Source organism: Mesorhizobium sp. 43Arga, assembly GCF_053714255.1.
Genome location: NZ_JBSKBO010000002.1, coordinates 268,609 through 286,355, shown reverse-complemented (window position 1 = coordinate 286,355; position 17,747 = coordinate 268,609). Strand labels below are relative to the sequence as shown.

Sequence of the window (17,747 nt, the reverse complement as noted above, 5' to 3'; positions counted from 1 at the left end):
GCCTAGCGCCGTCTTATCGTTATTCCAGTCTAGCGAGCGCCTGACTGCGGCTTGGTTAGCAATTCCACTCCAATTTGTGTCAAAGGCAGTGCATCGCCAACCGCACCCCAAAACTCTTTGGCGACTACCCGATAAAGCACGAGCGGCTTCATCTTGGAAACCATGCCCTTCAACTGTCGCGAAACCATGTCTCATATCGTGAGCGCCCGTGCCCCCGTTCCGCCGCAATGCGACCGCACGGGACGATCGGAAGGGATTTCAGACTTTTAAGGGAGACGTCCATGACCTTTCACAAAGCCATAGCCGCCGTGCTGATGACTGCGGCACTTGCCGGCTGCCAGTCGCAGACCGAAGGCCAGCAGCGTGCGACCACAGGCGCGCTGATCGGCGGCGCCGGCGGCGCACTCGTCGGTCAGGCGATCGGCGGCAACACCAAGAGCACGGTCATCGGCGCGGCCAGCGGCGCCCTGCTCGGCGCCGTCGTCGGCTCGGCCACCACGCCGCAACGCCGCGGCGAACAGCTCTGCCGCTACCAGGACCGCAACGGCCGCATCTACACCGCGCCTTGCGACGACCGATACTACAACGGTAATTACTGAGGCGTCGCCGGCTCCCTTTTGGCGAAAGCCCAGACCATCAGGGGGTATTCCTCGTCGTTGCTGAGGTCCCGCCACAGGCCGTAGGCGCGCACCGGGCCACCGATATGAGCCCGGGCGCACGCCTTGTTGCCCCAGCCATGGACCTTGACGTTGGCTTCGGCAAAGCCGCCCTCGACCATCAGCTGCTTGAGGCCGGCGGGCGTCCATCTGTTGTAGTCGTGCGGCCGGGCATGCACCCGGAACAGGAACGGCGTCGCCACCATCGCCCAGCCGCCGGGCCTTGTCATGGCGTGGATGTTGGCCACCGCCTCGTGCGGCCGCGGGACATGTTCCAGCACCTGGTCGGCGATGACGATCGAATATTGTTCCTCGGTGCGGTCCTTGCAGATGTCGAAGGCGGGGAAATCGACCGAGCGGTAGTTGGGGCACATCGCCCGCCAGGTGCGGTTCCAGCCCGGCGAGATCTCGATGACGTCGGAGGCCTTGCGGTTGCCAGCTTCGAGGAAAAGCGTGAACGCCTCGATCTGGCGGATGCGCAGCCAGTTGCGGGAATCGTAGCCAAGCAGGCGCTTTGCCACCTGTTTGCCACCGTTTTTCAGGGTGCCGGCAAGGCTTGTCGTCATTAGATCGACCTCCTTCAAAACCCGCCGTAGAAACAGCCTAACCCAGGCAAATGGGCAAAAGATGACAGGCCAGCCTATGTCCCCCTACCAGCACCAGGGGGTGATCGACCGCACCCACGACCATTGGCGCGAATAGCTTATTGAACCGTCATCTGCTTGCGCCATTCCCACGGTCTATCGAACGATCCGCCCCAGAGACCGCGCTTGGCCGTCCGGGCTTCCGTTTCAGCCTTGGAATAGGTGCCAGCGCTGTATTTCGGCCAGTCGACCGCATAGCCCTTCCTGACCATCCATTCGCCGATATCGATTCCGCCTGCGGTGCAGACGGCCACCATACGCCTGAACTGGTCGCGGTCGACCTCGATGCAGGACGTCGGGCGATGCGCCTCGAGGAAGTCCGCCAGGGCGAGAGAAGCCTTTTGTCCGCAACGATATTTCTTACCGGCGGCGTCAAGGCAGAGCTGCGCACTCTCTGGTGCGTCGATGCCGTTGAAGCGTATCCTGGTGCCGTGAATTTCGATGGTGTCACCGTCGACGACGGAAGCCGCGCCGACGAGGGATCCAGCATTCGCGACTGGAGCGACCGCGATTACGGCAGCCGATAGAAGCACACAGTGGAACAGGCGCGTTGTCATTTGAAATTCCAAGGCGCGGCCGCGATCCTTCCGCCAAAGTAGCCAAAGGCGATCGAAACTATGCCGGTCATGACGGCGATTAAGGCGCGGCTGCGATATGCGAGCCGATCCTCATCGCTGCTGTTGGTAGGTTCGGTCCGCTGCCAATTCGCGGCAAGCTTTGCGGCGAGCCAGGCGAGGATTACATTCTGAAAACTCGGGAAGTCGCTCACGACTAACAAGAACGTCAAGGCTCTCTCAAACATCCCAGTCACCGCCGGCGGCAAGCGCTTCGGCGTAGGGCGCAGCTCAAGCCCTGCGGACCTATTCAAGTAACGAAAAAACGAATCCGTTCCGAAGTGTCCAGCAATGAGAGCGGCCGCCAAACCAGCGATGCCGCAGACGAGCTTGTTCAAAATAAATGGATCGGACAATGGAGCCCCCCGCTGCCATCAGGTGATCGCCGGAGAGACTATAGCAGCACATCGCTGCTCTTGCGGGTGGGGCAGGGGATATCCACAGGCTCTGGTTTCTGTGGATGAAGTCCGTGGGACACCCATCCTGTAACCTATTGACCCGTAAGGTCATCGCGTTGCAGCGCGTGGGACACTTTTATCCCGGATTTCTGCCGTTTCCAGGACTTTTGCGAGTCTTCTCGACCGCACCAAAATTTCCCGAGCCGAGCCTTCGGACGCCTTGAAATAACCTCCGGCAATGTGGCGATCATCAGATCCGAGTGTGGCGCTGGCCCTCCTATAGGGGCTGGACCTCGGGTCCATTCGGCAGATCGACGGTCACGACGAGGCCGCTTGGCTGGTTGTCGTGCAGCTCGATCTTGCCGCCATGGCCCTGGATGATATCCGCGACAATCGACAGGCCCAGACCGAAACCGTGTTTCGAGGCAACGCCGCGCGACATGTCCTCCTTGAAGAAGGGTTCGAAAACACGGGAGCGTGCCGTCATCGAAATGCCCGGGCCATCATCGCCGACCGCGATGCGCGCCGCCGTGTCGGTCTGCGTCAATGCGACGGTGACATTGCCGGCGAATTTGACGCCGTTGTCGCACAGATTGGTGATGGCGCGCGCCAGCGCATTGGGCTTGCACCAGCCCAGAAGCCTGTCCGGTCCGGAATAGGAAACCGAAAACCCGACATCGGAGAATTCGGCGCAGACGGTCTGCAGCACGCTGGCAATGTCGGCCCGCTGCAGCTTTTCCGTCGAGACGTCGTTGCGCAGATAGGTCAGGGTCTCGTCGATCAGATCCTCGATGTGCCGGACGTCGGACAATATGGCGGTTCGAACGGGGCCGTCATCCATGCGCTCGGCGCGAAGCCGCAACCGCGTCAACGGCGTGCGCAAATCATGACTGACGCTGCGCAGCATGCGCGTGCGGTTCTCGATCATGGTGCGGATACGCGTTCGCATCCTGTTCAGCGCGCGCGCCAGGCCGACCATTTCGATGGAGCCGCGTTCGGCGAAAAGCTCGTTGCCATTCTCGATCTCGGCTTCCCCCACTGCGTTCGAGATGCGCTTCAACGGCTCCGTCACGGCCCAGACCGCAAACAGCCAGAGCAGCACGGGCAGGGCGACGAAAGCCATGAACCTGTAGAACGAGACGCGGACGAAGCCTGATGTCAGCCAGGAATCGGGCATGCCGAAATGCGCCAGGACGCTCTGCTGGTCCAGATCGATGACAAACGCGTATTGGCCGCCGATCCTTATCCAGCGCCCAGCGATCGAACTGCTCTCGATCTGGAGAAGCCATGTGATGCTTCGCCATTGCAGATAGGAATCTGGAATATTGCTGATCTGCTGCCTGGGCAGGATCTTGAAATCAAAGCCGGCGCGTATCGCCGCGGCCAGAACAGCGCCACGGGCTTCGACCGGTGTTTGGCGCAACAAGGCAGCGACAACGGCAGCCCGCCTGGCGCTGTCTTCCACGACGGGAAGGTCGGTATTGTCTATCAAACCTTCGACGACCGATCCGGCGGACATGATCGCGATCACAGCCATGAAAATGATCGCCGCGAACTGCACACGCACCGACTGCGGCAGGAAGCGCCGGACCAGGCGCCTCACGCTTCCTCCACCGTGGCGGTGAAGATGTAGCCACCCAGCCGGACAGTCTTGAGCAGAACCGGATCGCGGGCATCCTTTTCGATCTTCTGGCGGATCCGGCTGACATGGACATCGACGCTTCGCTCGATCGGGCCGGCAAGCCCGGCATGGGTGACGCTGAGAAGCTCCTCGCGCGACAGAACCCGGCCCGCATTGCGGCAGAACGCCAGCAAAAGATCGAATTCATGCGTCGTCGTCGCAACCCGCGCATTGCTGGGATCATGCAATTGCCGGCGAACAGGATCGAGGCGCCAGCCGTTGAAGCGAAGCACCTTTGTGCGGTCGTGTTCGTCGGGAGCGTAGGCCGTGCGGCGCAGCAACGCCCTTATTCTTGCCGTCAGTTCGCGCGCGCTGAACGGTTTGGTCACGTAATCGTCGGCGCCGATTTCCAGGCCGAAGATGCGGTCGATTTCCTCGCCAAGCGCCGTCAGCATCAGGATCGGAACGTTCGTCTGCGCACGAAGCCGGCGGCAGATGCTGAGGCCGTTCTCGCCAGGCAGCATGATGTCGAGCACGATGAGATGGAATTTGTGGTTGCGAAGCGCGGCGTTCATGCGGACGCCGTTGGCGGCGATTTCCACGATCATGCCGTTTTCCGTCAGCGTCTCGCCCAGCATGCGGGCGATCTCGATATCGTCTTCGACAATGAGGATGTGCGGGCCTTGCCTCGGCGATTTGAACTCGGCGTTCAGATCGATCCGGCCGGAGCTTGCGGCAGCCTGCATTGCATTATGTGTTGGCATCAAAACCGATATCCGACGAGAAGCATTCCCGAGGGCTGGACCTTGTTGACGACAATGGGGCTGTCGGCAGCGTCCCCCATGAGAATGCCGACCCCCGCCTGGCCACGCACCATCCAGTTCTGGTTGAGCATATATGTGGCGGAAATCGAAAAATCGGCGCGCTTCAACCCGGCGCCGGCATCATAACGCGCCAGGCCCGAGCGAGCCGATTGCTCCGGCGTGACGCCAAAATAGGCCTGCATGTATTTTTCGTCGGCGAAGACGACCGATGCGCCGGCGCCGATCATCCATGACTGGGACAGGGGCCGGGTCACCTCGATGCCAAGCGTGCCCTCCATCCCGTCGCTGCCGCCGATGGTCTTGTCCAGTTGCGCGTAGACTTTCGCCGGGCCGAATTTCACGGCCGCCTTGGCGCCGACCACCGCGCCCATGTCGACATCCCCCAGGCCGCGCAGACGATCGGCATCGTCTTCCTTGCGGCCCATGTCATAGCCAAGCCGCGCGCTCAGTTCGAACGGCCCGTGTTCATAGACGGCGATGTTGGCGCCTGTCGGATCTACCCTCACCGTGTCGAGGAATGTCGCCGATATGAAAGGCACCGGCATGACCTTGAACTCGTTGCTGCCCTCATATTTGGGGACGATGACGGCGCCGCCGCCCAGGACGACATGCCAGCCGGCCAGTTTCTGTTCGAAGCGCCCGAAACGCGAAGGATCGGGCGGCGGGGTCAGATCCCCAGTATCGTCGGCGTCGGTGTCGACGGCAATGGCATCCGCCGCCAGCACGATCTGCGAATGCGTTGAGAACAGGATTGCCATCGCCGCGAAAGAGGCCCGGCCGGCGAAGGTCCCAGAAACCATTTTGAACATGCATGCTCCAGAGCAGCGGGGCGGTAAGAGCCCCCGATGCTGCGGACTATCTCAGGTGAAAATGGCTGCATGCGTGAAGTGATGTTAAGTTTTGTTGCGCAATCTTGGCCCGATCTTGGCCCGATCTTGGCGCCCTTACCAGCGCATTCTGAAACGGCGGCGCGTCCCGCCCGCTCAATTGTTTGATGGAGACCGTTGGGCGGCGCATTCCGATCGCGCCGCCCCGTGCTCGGCAACCGCCGGCAGGCCGTTTGCTGGTGAAGGTTATGCCGCCTTCTTCATCCGCGCCAGCGTATCGGCCACAACCTCGCCAAACGACGAAGGTGTCGGCACGATGATCACGCCTGCCTCTTTCAGGATTTCGACCTTCTCCTGCGCCGACTCGCCGAAGGCCGAGATGATGGCGCCGGCGTGGCCCATGCGGCGGCCTTTCGGGGCGGAGAGGCCGGCGATGTAGGCGATCAGGGGCTTGCGCATGTTGTCGCGCGCCCAGATCGCGGCTTCGGCTTCCTGCGGGCCGCCGATCTCGCCGATCATCACCACGGCGTCGGTCTCGTCGTCCTGCTCGAACAGCTTCAGCATGTCCTTGAAGGAGGAGCCGTTGATCGGGTCGCCGCCGATGCCGACGCTGGTCGACACGCCGATGCCGAGTGCCTTCATCTGCGAGGCCGCTTCGTAGCCGAGCGTGCCGGAGCGGCCGACAATGCCGACGCGGCCGGGCAGGTAGATGCTGCCTGGCATGATGCCCATCAGCGCCTGTCCCGGCGTGATCATGCCGGCGCAGTTCGGGCCGATCAGCCGCATGCGGTCCTCGAAGCGGTAGCGGCGCATATAGCGCTTGACCTGCATCATGTCCTGCGAGGGGATGCCGTCGGTGATGCAGACGCAGAGTTTGATGCCGGCGTCCGCGGCTTCCATGATCGAATCGGCGGCGAAGGGCGGCGGCACGAAGACGATGCTCGCCTCGGCGCGGGTCTCGCGCACGGCGCCCTTGACCGTGTTGAAGACGGGCAGGCCGAGATGTGTCTGGCCGCCCTTGCCGGGGGTGACGCCGCCGACCAGCTTGGTGCCGTAGCGTTTCATGTCCTCGGCGTGGAAGCTGCCGATCTTGCCAGTGAACCCTTGCACGATGACGCGGGTGCTGCGGTTGAGCAGGATTGCCATTTTCTCGACCTCCCTAGAGCATGATGCCGAAAAGTGTGAAGCGGTTTTCGGACGACATCATGCTCTATCTGTTTGATTTTAGAGACGGATTCAGATTTCAGGTCGATTCGACCTGAAATTATCCGGCTCTAGGCTGCTTTTTTCTTGGCGGCCGCGCGCCAGGCGGCGACGGCTTTCTCGGCGGCTTCGGCCAGCGTGTCGGCGACGATCACCGCCTCGCCGGAATCGGCCAGGATGCGGCGCCCTTCCTCGGCCTTGGTGCCGGAGAGCCGCACCACAAGCGGCACGGTGACACCGACCTCGCGGATCGCCTTGACGACGCCCTCGGCGACCCAGTCGCAGCGGTTGATGCCGGCGAAGATGTTGACCAGGATGGTCTCGACATTCTTGTCGCCGAGCACGGCGCGGAAGGATTTCGCCACCCGCTCGGGCGAGGCGCCGCCGCCAATGTCGAGGAAGTTGGCCGGCTCGCCGCCGGCGATCTTGATCATGTCCATGGTCGCCATGGCGAGACCGGCGCCATTGATGATGCAGCCTATATTGCCGTCGAGGCCGACATAGGAGAGGCCACGGTCGCTGGCGAAGGTCTCGCGCGGGTCTTCCTGGCTCTTGTCGCGCAGTTCAGAGATTTCAGGCCGGCGGAACAGCGCGTTCTCGTCGAACGACATCTTGGCGTCGAGCGCGATCAGATTGCCGTCACGGGTCACCACCAGCGGGTTGATCTCCAGCATCGAGGCGTCGTAATCGCGGAACACCTGGTAGCAGCTGAAGATGGTTTCGGTCGCCTTGCCGATCAGATTGTGGTCGAGGCCGAGCCCGAAGGCGATCTCGCGCGCCTGAAAGCGCTGCATGCCGACGCCGGGATCGACCGAGGTGCGCAGGATGGAGTTGGGTTCTTTCTCGACAATATCCTCGATCTCCATGCCGCCGGCGGCCGATGCCACGATCATGACGCGCTCTTCCTTGCGGTCGAGCACGAAGCCGACATAGAGCTCCTGGGCGATGTCGACGGCCTCCTCGAGATAGAGCCTGGAGATCAGCTTGCCGCGCGGTCCGGTCTGCTGGGTCACCAGCTTGCGCCCGAGCATGGCTTCTGCGGCGCTCGAGATCTCCTCGTCATTGGCGCACAGTTTTATGCCGCCGGCCTTGCCCCGCGCTCCGGAATGAACCTGCGCCTTCAAGACCCATTTGCCGCCGCCGATCTCGCGCGCCCGATAGGTTGCCTGTTCGGGGCTGTAGGCCAGCCCGCCGCGCGGCACATGCACGCCGTGGCGGGCGAGCAGTTCCTTGGCCTGATATTCGTGGATGTCCATTGTTGTCCTCCCTGAACAGTCAATGCGTTGCGGTTTGGCCGGCGCGTTCGATGGCTTCGTTGACCACTAGAACGTTCCGCGCCATGCGTTCCGAGGCGGCGTCGATCATCTTGCCGTCGAGGGCTGCGGCTCCCTTGCCATGAGCCTCCGCTTCCTTCAGCACCTCAAGGATGCGCCTGGCGCGCGTGACCTCTTTTTCCGGCGGCGAGAAGACGTCGTTGGCAAGCGCGATCTGCGAGGGGTGGATCGCCCATTTGCCTTCGATGCCCAGCGCCGCGGCGCGTCTGGCACCGGCGATGTAACCCTCGGGATCGGAGAAATCGCCGAATGGTCCGTCAATGGCGCGCAGGCCGTACGCGCGGCAGGCAACAGTCATTCGCGACAGGGCGAAATGCCACTGGTCGCCGGGATAGTCGGGGTTGAGGCCGCCAATGTTGACGGTGCGCGCCTTGCAGCTTGCCGCATAGTCGGCGACGCCGAAATGCATGGCTTCCAAGCGGCCCGGCGTGGCGGCAATCGCCTCGACATTGGCCATGCCGAGCGCCGTCTCGATCAGCGCTTCGAGGCCGACGCGGGTCTTGAAACCCTTTGCCATCTCGATCTGGTTGACCATGGCCTCGACCATGTAGAGGTCCGCCGGCACGCCGACCTTCGGCACCAGGATCGTGTCCAGCCGGTCGCCGGCCTGTTCCATGACGTCGACCACGTCGCGGTACATGTAATGGGTGTCGAGCCCATTGATGCGCACCGAGACGGTCTTGCCCTTGGCGCGCCAGTCGATGTCGTTCAGCGCCTGAATGATGTTTTTCCTGGCGCGTTCCTTGTCGGGCGGGGCGACCGCGTCCTCGATGTCGAGGAAGACGAAGTCGGCGGCGCTGTTGGCCGCCTTGTCGATCATCTCCGGGCTGGAGCCGGGAACCGCCAGCTCGCTGCGCTGCAGCCGCAATTTCTTCAAATGGTTGATGGTGTGGCTCATCGTCGGCTCCCTCAGGCGGCTTCGGCGACCGGCACGGCGGCCGAGGCGCGGAAATGCTGGATGGCGGCGCCGACGCCGGAGCCCGGCGCCAGCCTGACGCCGCAATCGAGCAGCGCCATTTCGGCCGCCGACAGCGAGGCGAGCACCATCACCTCGTTCAGCCAGCCGAGGTGGCCGATACGGAAAACCTTGCCCATCACCTTGTTGAGGCCGCCGCCGAGCGATGTCTGGTAGGTGCGGTAGGCGCGCTTGACGATGTCGGCGCTGTCGATGCCTTCCGGCACCAGGATGGCGCTAACCGTATCGGAGTGCCATTTCGGCGCCTTGGCGCAGAGTTTCAGGCTCCAGGCGTCAACCGCCTTGCGCACGCCTTCGGCCAGGCGATGATGGCGGGCGAAGATGTTGTCCAGCCCTTCCTCGGCAATCAGGTCGAGCGACGCACGCAGGCCGCGTAAGAGCTGCGTCGCCGGCGTGTAGGGGAAGTAGCCGGCATCATTGGCGCGGATCATGTCCTCGAAGGAGAAGAAGCAGCGCCTGTGGGTGGCGGTCCGCGAAGCGACAAGCGCCTTCTTGCTGACCGAGAGGAAACCGAGGCCGGCGGGCAGCATGAAACCTTTCTGCGAGCCGCTGACGGCGCAGTCGACGCCCCATTCTTCCTGGCGGAAATCGATCGAGCCGATCGACGAGACGCCGTCAACGAAGAGCAGGGCAGGGTGGTTGGCGTCGTCGAGCGCGGCGCGGCAGCCGGCGACATCGCTGGTCACGCCGGTCGCCGTCTCGTTCTGCGTGCAGAAGACGGCCTTGATGCGATGCGCCTTGTCCGCCTTTAGCCGTTCGGCATAGATCTCGAGCGGCACGCCGGTGCCCCATTCGCAGTCGATGACATCGACCTCGAGGCCGAGGCGCTCGGCCATGTCGACCCACAGATGCGAGAACTGGCCGAAGCGCGACATCAGCACGCGGTCACCGGGGCTGAGCACATTGGTCATCGCCGCTTCCCAGGCGCCGGTGCCCGAGGAAGGGTAGATGAAGACGCGGCCGGTCTCGTTCTGGAAGACCTTTTTGATGTCCTCGAACAACGGCAAAGTGAGATCGGGGAAGGACGCGGCGCGCATGTCCTCCATCGGCAGGTTCATCGCCTGCCGGACCTGTTCGGGGATGTTGGTCGGTCCGGGAATGAAAAGATGGGTGAAACCGGCCATGGTGCGAACTCCTCCTGATCCAGCAAAGCGGTGGGGGGAGTTTCGTTTCGACGGCTAAAGCCAACAACACCTTGGCGGGTAAGATCTCGCCGCGCGCGGGTGGGGCTGGCCTACCCGGTTGGCCTACCCGAAAGGCTGCTTCTGGGTACGCCTCTCGCGCGCATAGAGCGCGACGGCCATCGCCCGGTTGCGGACGTCGAGCTTGTCGTAGAGATTCTTCAGGTGGTACTTCACCGTGTTCTCGGAAATGCCGGTCCGCGTGGCGATTTGCAGATTGGTCCAGCCGTCGGAAAGCACCGCCAGCAGCTCGCGCTCACGCACCGTGAGCTGTGCGAGCGGCGTGTCGTTGACCTTGTTGATGTCGATATAGGGGATGCAGATGCGGCCATGTGCGACCGCCAGGATCGTGTCGAAGATGATGGCCGGATCGTCGAACTGGAAACAATAGCCCTGCGCTCCCAGCCGTACGCATTGCTTCAGGATGCCAATGTCATGGTCGTTGGAAAAGACGGTGATGCGCACATCGAGCTTGCGGCTCTGGACCTCGGCCAGCACATCCGCGCCGTCCATGTCGGCGAGCTTCCAGCCGATGATTGCGACGTCGAACCCGCCCTTGACAGCCAGATCCAGGAATTGCTTGCCGCTCTGCACGCTGCCCAACAATTCGAAACGTCCGTCGCATTCGAGCATTTCGCGCAGTGCCGATATAACGAATGGATTGCGCTCGGCGACGACAATGCGCATGCGCCGGTCGCCAATTGCCTTGCTCGTTTTCCCGGGCTTGCTGTTCAAGGGCCGTTTTTGTCCTGGGGTGATCGTGCCGCAACTCAAAGGCCAGGCTTCAGGCCTGGACCCGTATCACGACAATTCTGCCCCAATCGCGCCGGGGTGCTCTTTCCCCAGCGACATCGGCTGTCGCGCCGTCTGAAGCCGGGGTTGGCTGGTTCCTGGTGGGACAGGCATTGCCAGGTCAGGCATCGGCGATACGCTCACCGGGTGGGGTGGAACCAGCGTTTCGTTTGATATTCCGTGCCTTAGAGCGATAAGTTCTCAAATCGAATCGCGTCGGAAGGCGAGATGCACCGGATTTCCGCGAAGCCGGTTTCCGCTTTACGCTCCGATGCTCTAGACCTGAGACACAATTTTTCCGGGATGGCGGGAGGCGCTGGTGGAGGACAAGCAGACGATCTCCGCCAAGGCGGCTGACGACGCCCACGCCGACATCTATGGCGAGGACGGTGCGGTCCTTTCGTCTTTCCTTGCCCAGATCGGGGCCGCGATCGCCGACCGCGATACGCCGACCCTCAAGCATGAAGTCGACCATCTGCACCAGTCGGAACTCGGCGACCTGATCGAGGCGTTGCATCCCGAACAGCGGCGAGCCCTGGTCGAACTGCTGGGCGCCGATTTCGACTTCTCCGCGCTGACCGAGGTCGATGAAGCGATCCGCATGGAGATCGTCGATCACCTGCCCAATGCGCGGATCGCGCAGGCGGTGCAGGAACTCGATTCCGACGATGCGGTCTACATTCTCGAAGACCTTGAAAAGGAAGACCAGGACGAGATCCTGTCGCAGCTGCCGTTCACCGAACGGATCAGGCTGCGCCGCTCGCTGGATTATCCGGAAGAGACCGCCGGGCGGCGCATGCAGACGGAGTTCGTCGCGGTGCCGCCGTTCTGGACCATCGGCCAAACCATCGACTACATGCGCGAGGACAAGAACCTTCCCGACCGCTTCAGCCAGATATTCGTCATCGACCCGACCTTCAAACTCGTCGGCGCCATTGATCTCGACCAGATCCTACGCACCAAGCGCGCGGTCAAGGTCGAGGATGTCATGCACGAGACGCGGCATGCCATCCCGGCGACCATGGATCAGGAAGAGGCGGCGCGGGAATTCGAGCAGTACGATCTTTTGTCGGCTGCCGTCGTCGACGAGAACGAGCGGCTGGTCGGCGTGCTGACCATCGACGATGTCGTCGACGTCATCCAGCAGGAAGCCGAGGAAGATTTGCTGCGCATGGGCGGCGTCGGCGCCGAGGAACTCTCCGACACGGTGTTTGCAACCTCGCGCTCGCGCATTCCCTGGCTGCTGGTCAACCTTGTCACGGCATTCCTGGCGGCATCGGTGATCGGGCTGTTCGACCACACGATCGAGCGGATCGTGGCGCTCGCCGTGCTGATGCCGATCGTGGCCGGCATGGGCGGCAATGCCGGCTCGCAGACCATGACCGTCACCGTGCGGGCGCTGGCGACGAAGGATCTCGACATCTACAACGCCGCCCGCATCATCCGCCGCGAAATGGGTGTGGGCTTCATCAACGGCATTGTCTTTGCCGTTTTGATCGGCATCGTCGCCGCTCTGTGGTTTCGCGATGCCAATCTGGGCGGGATTATCGGCGCGGCGATGATCATCAACATGTTCGCGGCCGCCCTTGCCGGCATCCTGATCCCGCTCATGCTCGACCGGTTCAAGATCGATCCGGCTGTGGCGTCGGCGGTTTTCGTCACCACCGTCACCGACTGCGTCGGCTTTTTTGCCTTCCTCGGCCTTGCAAGCTGGTGGTTCGGGGTGAGGTAGCGGCTTCAATTGACTTTTACGTAAATGCCGTGCGAGGCTCGCGCGGGGGCCATGTCGATTCCGGCGGGCAAGGGTTGGTTCGGGACGGGAGGCAGCGCCGCGTGGCGTTGCCCGGGGTTCGGGCATGGAGCGACAATGCGGGAATATTACTCGATCACCGAACTGACCCGCGAATTCGACGTGTCGACGCGGACGCTGCGTTTCTACGAGGATGAGGGGCTGGTGCAACCGGTGCGGCGCGGTCGCACGCGACTGTTTCGCCCGTCCGACCGCCATCTCATCCGGCAGATCATGCGCGGAAAGCGGCTCGGCTTCTCGATCAACGAGATCCGCGAAATCATCCAGATGTACAAGGAGCCGCCGGGCGAGGTCGGGCAGCTCAAGCTGATGATCAAGCGCATCGAGGAAAAGCGCGAGGATCTCAGGCAAAAGCGCCGCGATCTCGAGGAGACACTGGCCGAACTCGACCAGGCCGAGGAATCCTGCGTCGAGCGGCTGGTGGAGCTCGGCGTCAATACGTAACGCCGCTCAGATCCAGCGCCGCACCCTTTTGGCGTAGTCGCGGTATTTCTTCCCGAACTTCGCAGCCAGCATCTTTTCCTCACGCTCGATGGCGACCTTCTGCGTGGCGAAGGCGGCGATGAACGCCAGCGGCAGGAACCAGACGATTCCCGTGACAAAGGCGACGCCGATCAAAAGCAGCGTGTTGGCGAGATACATCGGGTTGCGGGTGACGCCGAAAGGACCTGTGGTGACGAGGTGATCGGGCACCGCATTGGGGTTGAGCGTCGTCCTGGCCCGGACCATGGTGCGGATCGCGGTGAACCACAGTGCCGCGACGCCGAACAGCGCCACCCAGCCGGCCGCAAACAGCAGGTCGCCCAGGAGGTCGCCGATCCAGGGCAGCGGATAGAGCAGGCCGAGGATGATGCTGATGGCGATTGCCGCGACATAGATCACCGGCGGCCACGGTATGACCCCGGGCTTCGGCTGGGTTTCGGTCATTGCGTTCCTCCCTCGTCCATCTTGTCCTCGGTCTGGCCCGTGCAACTGGCGGCCAGATCGCCCAGATGCGCTCGGAATTCCGCAGTCTGGTCGTTGTTCTCGAGGCGATCAAGCGCGGCCTCGCCCTCGAGCGTCGTCAGCATGCAACTGCAATAGCTCGAACAGAAGGTGGCGTTGCGCGTCTGCTCGCATGAGCGCTGGCAGGTTTTGAGGAAATTGACCTGCACGGTTTCGACCTGCGCCGGCATGACTTGCGAGAACAGCCAGACGCAGCCGATCAGCAGCGGCTGGTGGATCAGGTAGAAGGCGAGGCTGTGACGGCCGATGAAGACCAGCGGATTGGCCCAGCGGCCGGGCATGAGGCTCGTCAGGCGGGCTCGCAGGCCGGAGGCTGAGGCGAGTTTCGCCACGCCGATGCCGACAAGCACCGCGCCGAACCATGGAAACAACGGCACATAGTCGTTGGAGCGCGGATTGATCGCCGACAGGCCGACCCACCATAGCCAGGGATGGTCCAGGGCCTCGAAGCGCAGATAGACCGGCGCGCCGATGACCAACGCGGCAACGACAAGCGTCAGCAGGGCGGGCAGCCGCAGGAAGGCGAGGCCGAGGAGGCTGGCGAGCGCGATCTGGTGCAGGATGCCGAAGAAGATGAATCCGTCCGGCGTCGCGATGCGGGTGACCACCGAAATGGCAATCGCCGCACCGGCGACCATGGCGAAACGCTTCCAGAAACCGTTCCAGCGGATTTGCTGGCCGTGCGCGAGGTAGAGGCTGACGCCGACCAGGAACAGGAAGGTCGAGGCGATGCAGCGCGCGTAGATCTTCCACCAGCCGAAGGCGGTGAGGCCTGGATCGGTATAGCCGAAGAACTCCAGGTCCCAGGTGAAATGGTAGCTCGCCATGGCCAAGAGCGCGATGCCGCGCACGATGTCGATGGCGACTATGCGCTTCGATGACTCCGGAACGGGTGCGGTCGGCGTATGGATGGTCATGGTCTCGCGATCTGATTCAGCTCCGCCTGAGGACTATCACGGTTGGACGGGACAGAAGAAGGCCGGAGCACGCCGATGCAGGCACCAGATGCGGCGACGCTTTGGGCCAACGCCGGGAAGTCTTTGACCGGTTTCGCTTTTCGCCGGTTACACGTCGATTTCCTCTTAATCGTCCGGGAACGACCAAGGCAGATTTGGCCAGTGATTCTGCTTTGGGGAAGCAATGTCCACCCATGTGCGCCATCCGATCTGGCTACCAGCCCTCAGGGCCGCGGATGCGCGTACCTTCGCCTCGCTCTATGCGGTCGAATCCTTCGCCCGCGCCACGGTGTCGAGCGTCATCCCGATCCAGGCCTACGAGATCCTGCACAACGAGCAGATCGTCTCGATCCTCTACACCATCGTGGCGCTGCTCGGCCTGTCGGTGACCTTGTTCATGCCGATCCTGATCCGCCGCTTTGCCCGGCGCTGGGTTTACACCGCAGGCGCCTGCTTGCTTGCCATCGGCTCGCTGTTCTTCGTCACCCACACGCTGGCCGGGCAATTGGCAGGCATGCTGTGTCGCGTAATGGGCGCCAGCGCGCTGTCGATCACGCTCAACCTCTACATCATGGACCACATCCGCAAGACCGACTTCATGCAGGCAGAATCGCTGCGCATGGCGTGGTCGATGCTTGCCTGGACCGGCGGGCCGACACTCGGCATCTTCCTCTACACGCGCTTCGGCATCTATGCCGCGCACGGTGCGGTTGCGGTGTTCGCGCTGGCGCTCTTGGCGCTGTTCTGGACCTATCGGCTGGGCGACAACCCGTCGATCCGGCCCGGCAAGACACGGCCGGCCAATCCGCTCGCCAATATCGGCCGCTTCGTCGCGCAGCCCAGATTGAGGCTTGCCTGGCTGATCGCCTTCGGCCGCTCCTGCTTCTGGACGACCTTCTTCGTCTATGGGCCGCTGTTCATGGTGATCACCGGCGAGGGCAAGCTGGCCGGCGGCCTGCTGGTTTCGGCTGGCAACGCGCTTTTGTTCATGGCGATCTTCTGGGGCAAGGCCGGAAAACGTTTTGGCGGCCGGCGCACCATGACATTTGCCTATATCGCCATGTCGGCGATGCTTTTGGCGGCGGGCACGGTCGGCGAAACCGTGCCGCTGTTGACCGGCGCCTTCCTGCTGTGCGGCGCCTTCTTCACCATTGCGCTCGACGCGCTGGGGTCGACCGCCTTCATGCGTTCGGTGCGCTCCTATGAGCGGGCGCAGATGGCAGCGGTCTACCGCACCTATCTCGATTTTTCCGAATTGACGCCGCCGCTGGTCTATTCCATCGTGCTGGCCTTCTTCGGACTGGGCTCGGTGTTCGTCACGCTCGGTCTGCTGGCGGCGGTTTGCGGTTTTGTCACGTGGCGATACCTGCCGAAGTCACTGTGAGGATCACGGTGAAAGTGCTGCGTGGCGCTCGCGCACCCAGTTGTGGAAACGGTGCAGGTCGTACTCCTCCGGCATCAGCACGCCAGCCTGGTGGCGCATCGAGCGCAGGCCTCTCTGGTTGACCTCACAGATGGCGGCGTCCTCTTCCAGCACCTGCGTGCCGAAAGCGACGATGTTGTCGATATCGGTCGCGGCCAGCGCTTCGGGCGCGAACAGCCACTCGGCGACAAGTTCGGACTCTTCCGGGCCGAGCGGCACCAGGCGTACCGTCCTGACATAGTCGATATGACCGACGATGAACATCGAGGGCAGGCTGGTGGCGTAGGTCTGACCCGCGGTGCGTTCGGCCGGCGTCAGCCCGGAGAAGATCGGCCCATGCGTCTTGCCGTCGCGCGACCAGGTCTCGGCGCCGGCGCGCAGGCCGCCGGAAAATTCCGGTGCGTCATTGTCGGCGTGGCGCGTCCATTCGGGGTCGTCGTGCCGGCTCATCAGGCCGCGGCCATAGATCGGCACCAGTCGCGACAGGTCCTTGTGAACGCCCGGGCAGTGCAGGCACTCGTTGAAGTTTTCCCAAAAAATCTTCCAGTTGCAGTGCATCACCTTGCGCAGCACATGGCCTGATACCAGCGTTTCCAGCGGCCAGTTGCCGAGATTACCGGAGGCAGGGTCGAAGGAGGCCTGCGCCGAGCCCGCCGCGTCCTGCTGCAGATGGATGAAGACGAAGCCGCGCCATACCGAGAGGGCGACGCGGTAGAGCGGATGGTCGGCCTTGTCGAAGGCATCGGGCAGCGATTTCGACGGCACGCGCACGAGGTCGCCGCGAAGTGAGTAGGACCAGGCGTGATAGGGGCACGTGATCAATCGCGCCTTCAGTCGCCCTTCAATTTCCTGGCAAAGCTGCGAGCCGCGATGCCGGCAGGTGTTATGGAAAGCACGCAAGACGCCAGTGTCGTCGCGCAGCACGATGATGTCCTGCGTGCCGATGCGGAATCGGCGGAAAGCCAGCGGCTCTGCCAGGTCGGTCTCGCGGCAGACGAGCAGCCAGTTTTTGTACCAGATGGCATCGAGGTCGCGCTGGTAGCTCTCATTGTCCCAATAGGCCGATGAGGGCAGGGTCGGTTCGGCCTGGGTCAGGCCATTGTAAGGGGCGCGCTCGCTGGCAGTGGGCTGCATGGCTGGCTTCCTGTGAAGATGCCAGCCGACACCCGGCCATGAGAATTGTCAATTGTCGTGCCTGGAGACGGCATGGCGCAATCGCGCTGTTTGCCGGCGGAATTTGGTTTGCCGCGTGTCGCGATTTTCCCTATAGTCATACAGTCGTCGGTTCCGTTTTGGAGCCAAGAGGGAATGCGGTGCGGGCGAAATTCTTGCCCAATGCCGTGGCTGCCCCCGCAACTGTGTGCGGTAGTCCTCTCCATATGCCACTGAAGATTCGTCTTCGGGAAGGTGGGGAAGGGCGCTGATCCGTGAGCCAGGAGACCTGCCGACGACGGCAAAAACTGACGGGCCCTCGGGTGGAGGG

The 17,747-nt window shown here is 62.8% G+C and carries 18 protein-coding genes and 1 riboswitch; of the genes, 4 read left to right on the top strand and 14 right to left on the bottom strand.

Features of this window, described 5'->3' with window-relative positions:
- Nucleotides 1-281 precede the first annotated feature (281 nt).
- Nucleotides 282-599 carry a YMGG-like glycine zipper-containing protein gene (locus ACWGS8_RS07715; RefSeq protein ID WP_454580357.1) on the top strand — a complete coding sequence of 106 codons (318 nt, stop codon included), beginning with the start codon at nucleotides 282-284 and terminating at the stop codon, nucleotides 597-599.
- Here the strand turns inward: ACWGS8_RS07715 and ACWGS8_RS07710 are convergent.
- From ACWGS8_RS07710 to ACWGS8_RS07660, 11 genes are all read right to left on the bottom strand, one after another.
- Nucleotides 593-1,222, bottom strand: a complete 630-nt coding sequence (locus ACWGS8_RS07710; RefSeq protein WP_454580356.1) for a class I SAM-dependent methyltransferase — start codon at nucleotides 1,220-1,222, stop codon at nucleotides 593-595. The genes ACWGS8_RS07715 and ACWGS8_RS07710 overlap by 7 nt on opposite strands.
- 137 nt (nucleotides 1,223-1,359) lie before the next feature.
- A complete protein-coding gene (locus ACWGS8_RS07705; RefSeq protein ID WP_454580355.1) occupies nucleotides 1,360-1,857 on the bottom strand; it encodes a thermonuclease family protein in 498 nt (165 codons plus the stop codon).
- Nucleotides 1,854-2,270: a hypothetical protein gene (locus ACWGS8_RS07700; protein ID WP_454580354.1), complete on the bottom strand. Its 417-nt coding sequence runs from the start codon at nucleotides 2,268-2,270 to the stop codon at nucleotides 1,854-1,856. Before ACWGS8_RS07700 ends, ACWGS8_RS07705 begins: the two co-directional genes overlap by 4 nt.
- 319 nt (nucleotides 2,271-2,589) lie before the next feature.
- The gene (locus ACWGS8_RS07695; RefSeq protein ID WP_454580353.1) at nucleotides 2,590-3,915 is read right to left on the bottom strand and encodes a sensor histidine kinase; all 1,326 of its coding nucleotides are present in this window, start codon (nucleotides 3,913-3,915) and stop codon (nucleotides 2,590-2,592) included.
- A complete protein-coding gene (locus tag ACWGS8_RS07690) occupies nucleotides 3,912-4,679 on the bottom strand; it encodes a response regulator (RefSeq protein WP_454581247.1) in 768 nt (255 codons plus the stop codon). Before ACWGS8_RS07690 ends, ACWGS8_RS07695 begins: the two co-directional genes overlap by 4 nt.
- Nucleotides 4,680-4,696: 17 nt before the next feature.
- Nucleotides 4,697-5,566 (bottom strand): MipA/OmpV family protein, encoded by an 870-nt coding sequence (locus ACWGS8_RS07685; protein ID WP_454580352.1) that lies wholly within the window; start codon nucleotides 5,564-5,566, stop codon nucleotides 4,697-4,699.
- Between the two features lie 264 nt (nucleotides 5,567-5,830).
- Nucleotides 5,831-6,730 carry a succinate--CoA ligase subunit alpha gene (gene sucD / locus ACWGS8_RS07680; RefSeq protein WP_032930699.1) on the bottom strand — a complete coding sequence of 300 codons (900 nt, stop codon included), beginning with the start codon at nucleotides 6,728-6,730 and terminating at the stop codon, nucleotides 5,831-5,833.
- A 128-nt stretch (nucleotides 6,731-6,858) separates the two neighbouring features.
- Entirely contained in the window at nucleotides 6,859-8,043 is a 1,185-nt protein-coding gene (locus ACWGS8_RS07675; protein ID WP_454580351.1) for a malate--CoA ligase subunit beta, read from the bottom strand.
- Between the two features lie 19 nt (nucleotides 8,044-8,062).
- Nucleotides 8,063-9,019, bottom strand: coding sequence for an HpcH/HpaI aldolase/citrate lyase family protein (locus tag ACWGS8_RS07670; RefSeq protein ID WP_454580350.1), 957 nt, complete (start codon nucleotides 9,017-9,019; stop codon nucleotides 8,063-8,065).
- A gap of 11 nt (nucleotides 9,020-9,030) precedes the next feature.
- Nucleotides 9,031-10,221 (bottom strand): aminotransferase class V-fold PLP-dependent enzyme, encoded by a 1,191-nt coding sequence (locus ACWGS8_RS07665; RefSeq protein WP_454580349.1) that lies wholly within the window; start codon nucleotides 10,219-10,221, stop codon nucleotides 9,031-9,033.
- A 123-nt stretch (nucleotides 10,222-10,344) separates the two neighbouring features.
- Complete coding sequence (locus tag ACWGS8_RS07660) at nucleotides 10,345-10,965, bottom strand: LuxR C-terminal-related transcriptional regulator (protein ID WP_454580348.1); 621 nt, start codon at nucleotides 10,963-10,965, stop codon at nucleotides 10,345-10,347.
- A 424-nt stretch (nucleotides 10,966-11,389) separates the two neighbouring features.
- On the opposite strand from ACWGS8_RS07660, the gene mgtE reads away from it, so the two are divergent.
- Entirely contained in the window at nucleotides 11,390-12,802 is a 1,413-nt protein-coding gene (gene mgtE / locus ACWGS8_RS07655; RefSeq protein ID WP_454580347.1) for a magnesium transporter, read from the top strand.
- Nucleotides 12,803-12,937: 135 nt separating this feature from the next.
- Nucleotides 12,938-13,324: a MerR family transcriptional regulator gene (locus tag ACWGS8_RS07650; protein ID WP_006203215.1), complete on the top strand. Its 387-nt coding sequence runs from the start codon at nucleotides 12,938-12,940 to the stop codon at nucleotides 13,322-13,324.
- 6 nt (nucleotides 13,325-13,330) lie between these two features.
- Here the strand turns inward: ACWGS8_RS07650 and ACWGS8_RS07645 are convergent, their stop codons facing one another.
- Nucleotides 13,331-13,807 (bottom strand): methyltransferase family protein, encoded by a 477-nt coding sequence (locus ACWGS8_RS07645; RefSeq protein ID WP_454580346.1) that lies wholly within the window; start codon nucleotides 13,805-13,807, stop codon nucleotides 13,331-13,333.
- Nucleotides 13,804-14,802 (bottom strand): heparan-alpha-glucosaminide N-acetyltransferase, encoded by a 999-nt coding sequence (locus ACWGS8_RS07640; protein ID WP_454580345.1) that lies wholly within the window; start codon nucleotides 14,800-14,802, stop codon nucleotides 13,804-13,806. Before ACWGS8_RS07640 ends, ACWGS8_RS07645 begins: the two co-directional genes overlap by 4 nt.
- A 223-nt stretch (nucleotides 14,803-15,025) precedes the next feature.
- Here ACWGS8_RS07640 and ACWGS8_RS07635 point away from each other — a divergent pair, with 223 nt between their 5' ends.
- Nucleotides 15,026-16,225 carry an MFS transporter gene (locus ACWGS8_RS07635; protein ID WP_454580344.1) on the top strand — a complete coding sequence of 400 codons (1,200 nt, stop codon included), beginning with the start codon at nucleotides 15,026-15,028 and terminating at the stop codon, nucleotides 16,223-16,225.
- A gap of 3 nt (nucleotides 16,226-16,228) precedes the next feature.
- Here ACWGS8_RS07635 and ACWGS8_RS07630 read toward each other — a convergent pair whose 3' ends face one another.
- A complete protein-coding gene (locus ACWGS8_RS07630; protein WP_454580343.1) occupies nucleotides 16,229-17,398 on the bottom strand; it encodes an aromatic ring-hydroxylating oxygenase subunit alpha in 1,170 nt (389 codons plus the stop codon).
- Between the two features lie 131 nt (nucleotides 17,399-17,529).
- Nucleotides 17,530-17,727: riboswitch (cobalamin riboswitch) on the top strand.
- Nucleotides 17,728-17,747: the final 20 nt, after the last annotated feature.

Excerpts from the sequence above, each read along its gene's own strand:
- ACWGS8_RS07705 (WP_454580355.1), bottom strand. The coding sequence starts at position 1,857 with ATGACAACGCGCCTGTTCCACTGTGTGCTTCTATCGGCTGCCGTAATC.
- ACWGS8_RS07670 (WP_454580350.1), bottom strand. The coding sequence starts at position 9,019 with ATGAGCCACACCATCAACCATTTGAAGAAATTGCGGCTGCAGCGCAGC.
- ACWGS8_RS07685 (WP_454580352.1), bottom strand. The coding sequence starts at position 5,566 with ATGTTCAAAATGGTTTCTGGGACCTTCGCCGGCCGGGCCTCTTTCGCG.
- ACWGS8_RS07660 (WP_454580348.1), bottom strand. The coding sequence starts at position 10,965 with ATGCGCATTGTCGTCGCCGAGCGCAATCCATTCGTTATATCGGCACTG.
- ACWGS8_RS07650 (WP_006203215.1), top strand. The coding sequence starts at position 12,938 with ATGCGGGAATATTACTCGATCACCGAACTGACCCGCGAATTCGACGTG.
- ACWGS8_RS07630 (WP_454580343.1), bottom strand. The coding sequence starts at position 17,398 with ATGCAGCCCACTGCCAGCGAGCGCGCCCCTTACAATGGCCTGACCCAG.
- sucD (WP_032930699.1), bottom strand. The coding sequence starts at position 6,730 with ATGGCAATCCTGCTCAACCGCAGCACCCGCGTCATCGTGCAAGGGTTC.
- ACWGS8_RS07635 (WP_454580344.1), top strand. The coding sequence starts at position 15,026 with ATGTCCACCCATGTGCGCCATCCGATCTGGCTACCAGCCCTCAGGGCC.
- ACWGS8_RS07675 (WP_454580351.1), bottom strand. The coding sequence starts at position 8,043 with ATGGACATCCACGAATATCAGGCCAAGGAACTGCTCGCCCGCCACGGC.
- ACWGS8_RS07715 (WP_454580357.1), top strand. The coding sequence starts at position 282 with ATGACCTTTCACAAAGCCATAGCCGCCGTGCTGATGACTGCGGCACTT.
- ACWGS8_RS07640 (WP_454580345.1), bottom strand. The coding sequence starts at position 14,802 with ATGACCATCCATACGCCGACCGCACCCGTTCCGGAGTCATCGAAGCGC.
- ACWGS8_RS07710 (WP_454580356.1), bottom strand. The coding sequence starts at position 1,222 with ATGACGACAAGCCTTGCCGGCACCCTGAAAAACGGTGGCAAACAGGTG.
- ACWGS8_RS07645 (WP_454580346.1), bottom strand. The coding sequence starts at position 13,807 with ATGACCGAAACCCAGCCGAAGCCCGGGGTCATACCGTGGCCGCCGGTG.
- ACWGS8_RS07690 (WP_454581247.1), bottom strand. The coding sequence starts at position 4,679 with ATGCAGGCTGCCGCAAGCTCCGGCCGGATCGATCTGAACGCCGAGTTC.
- ACWGS8_RS07665 (WP_454580349.1), bottom strand. The coding sequence starts at position 10,221 with ATGGCCGGTTTCACCCATCTTTTCATTCCCGGACCGACCAACATCCCC.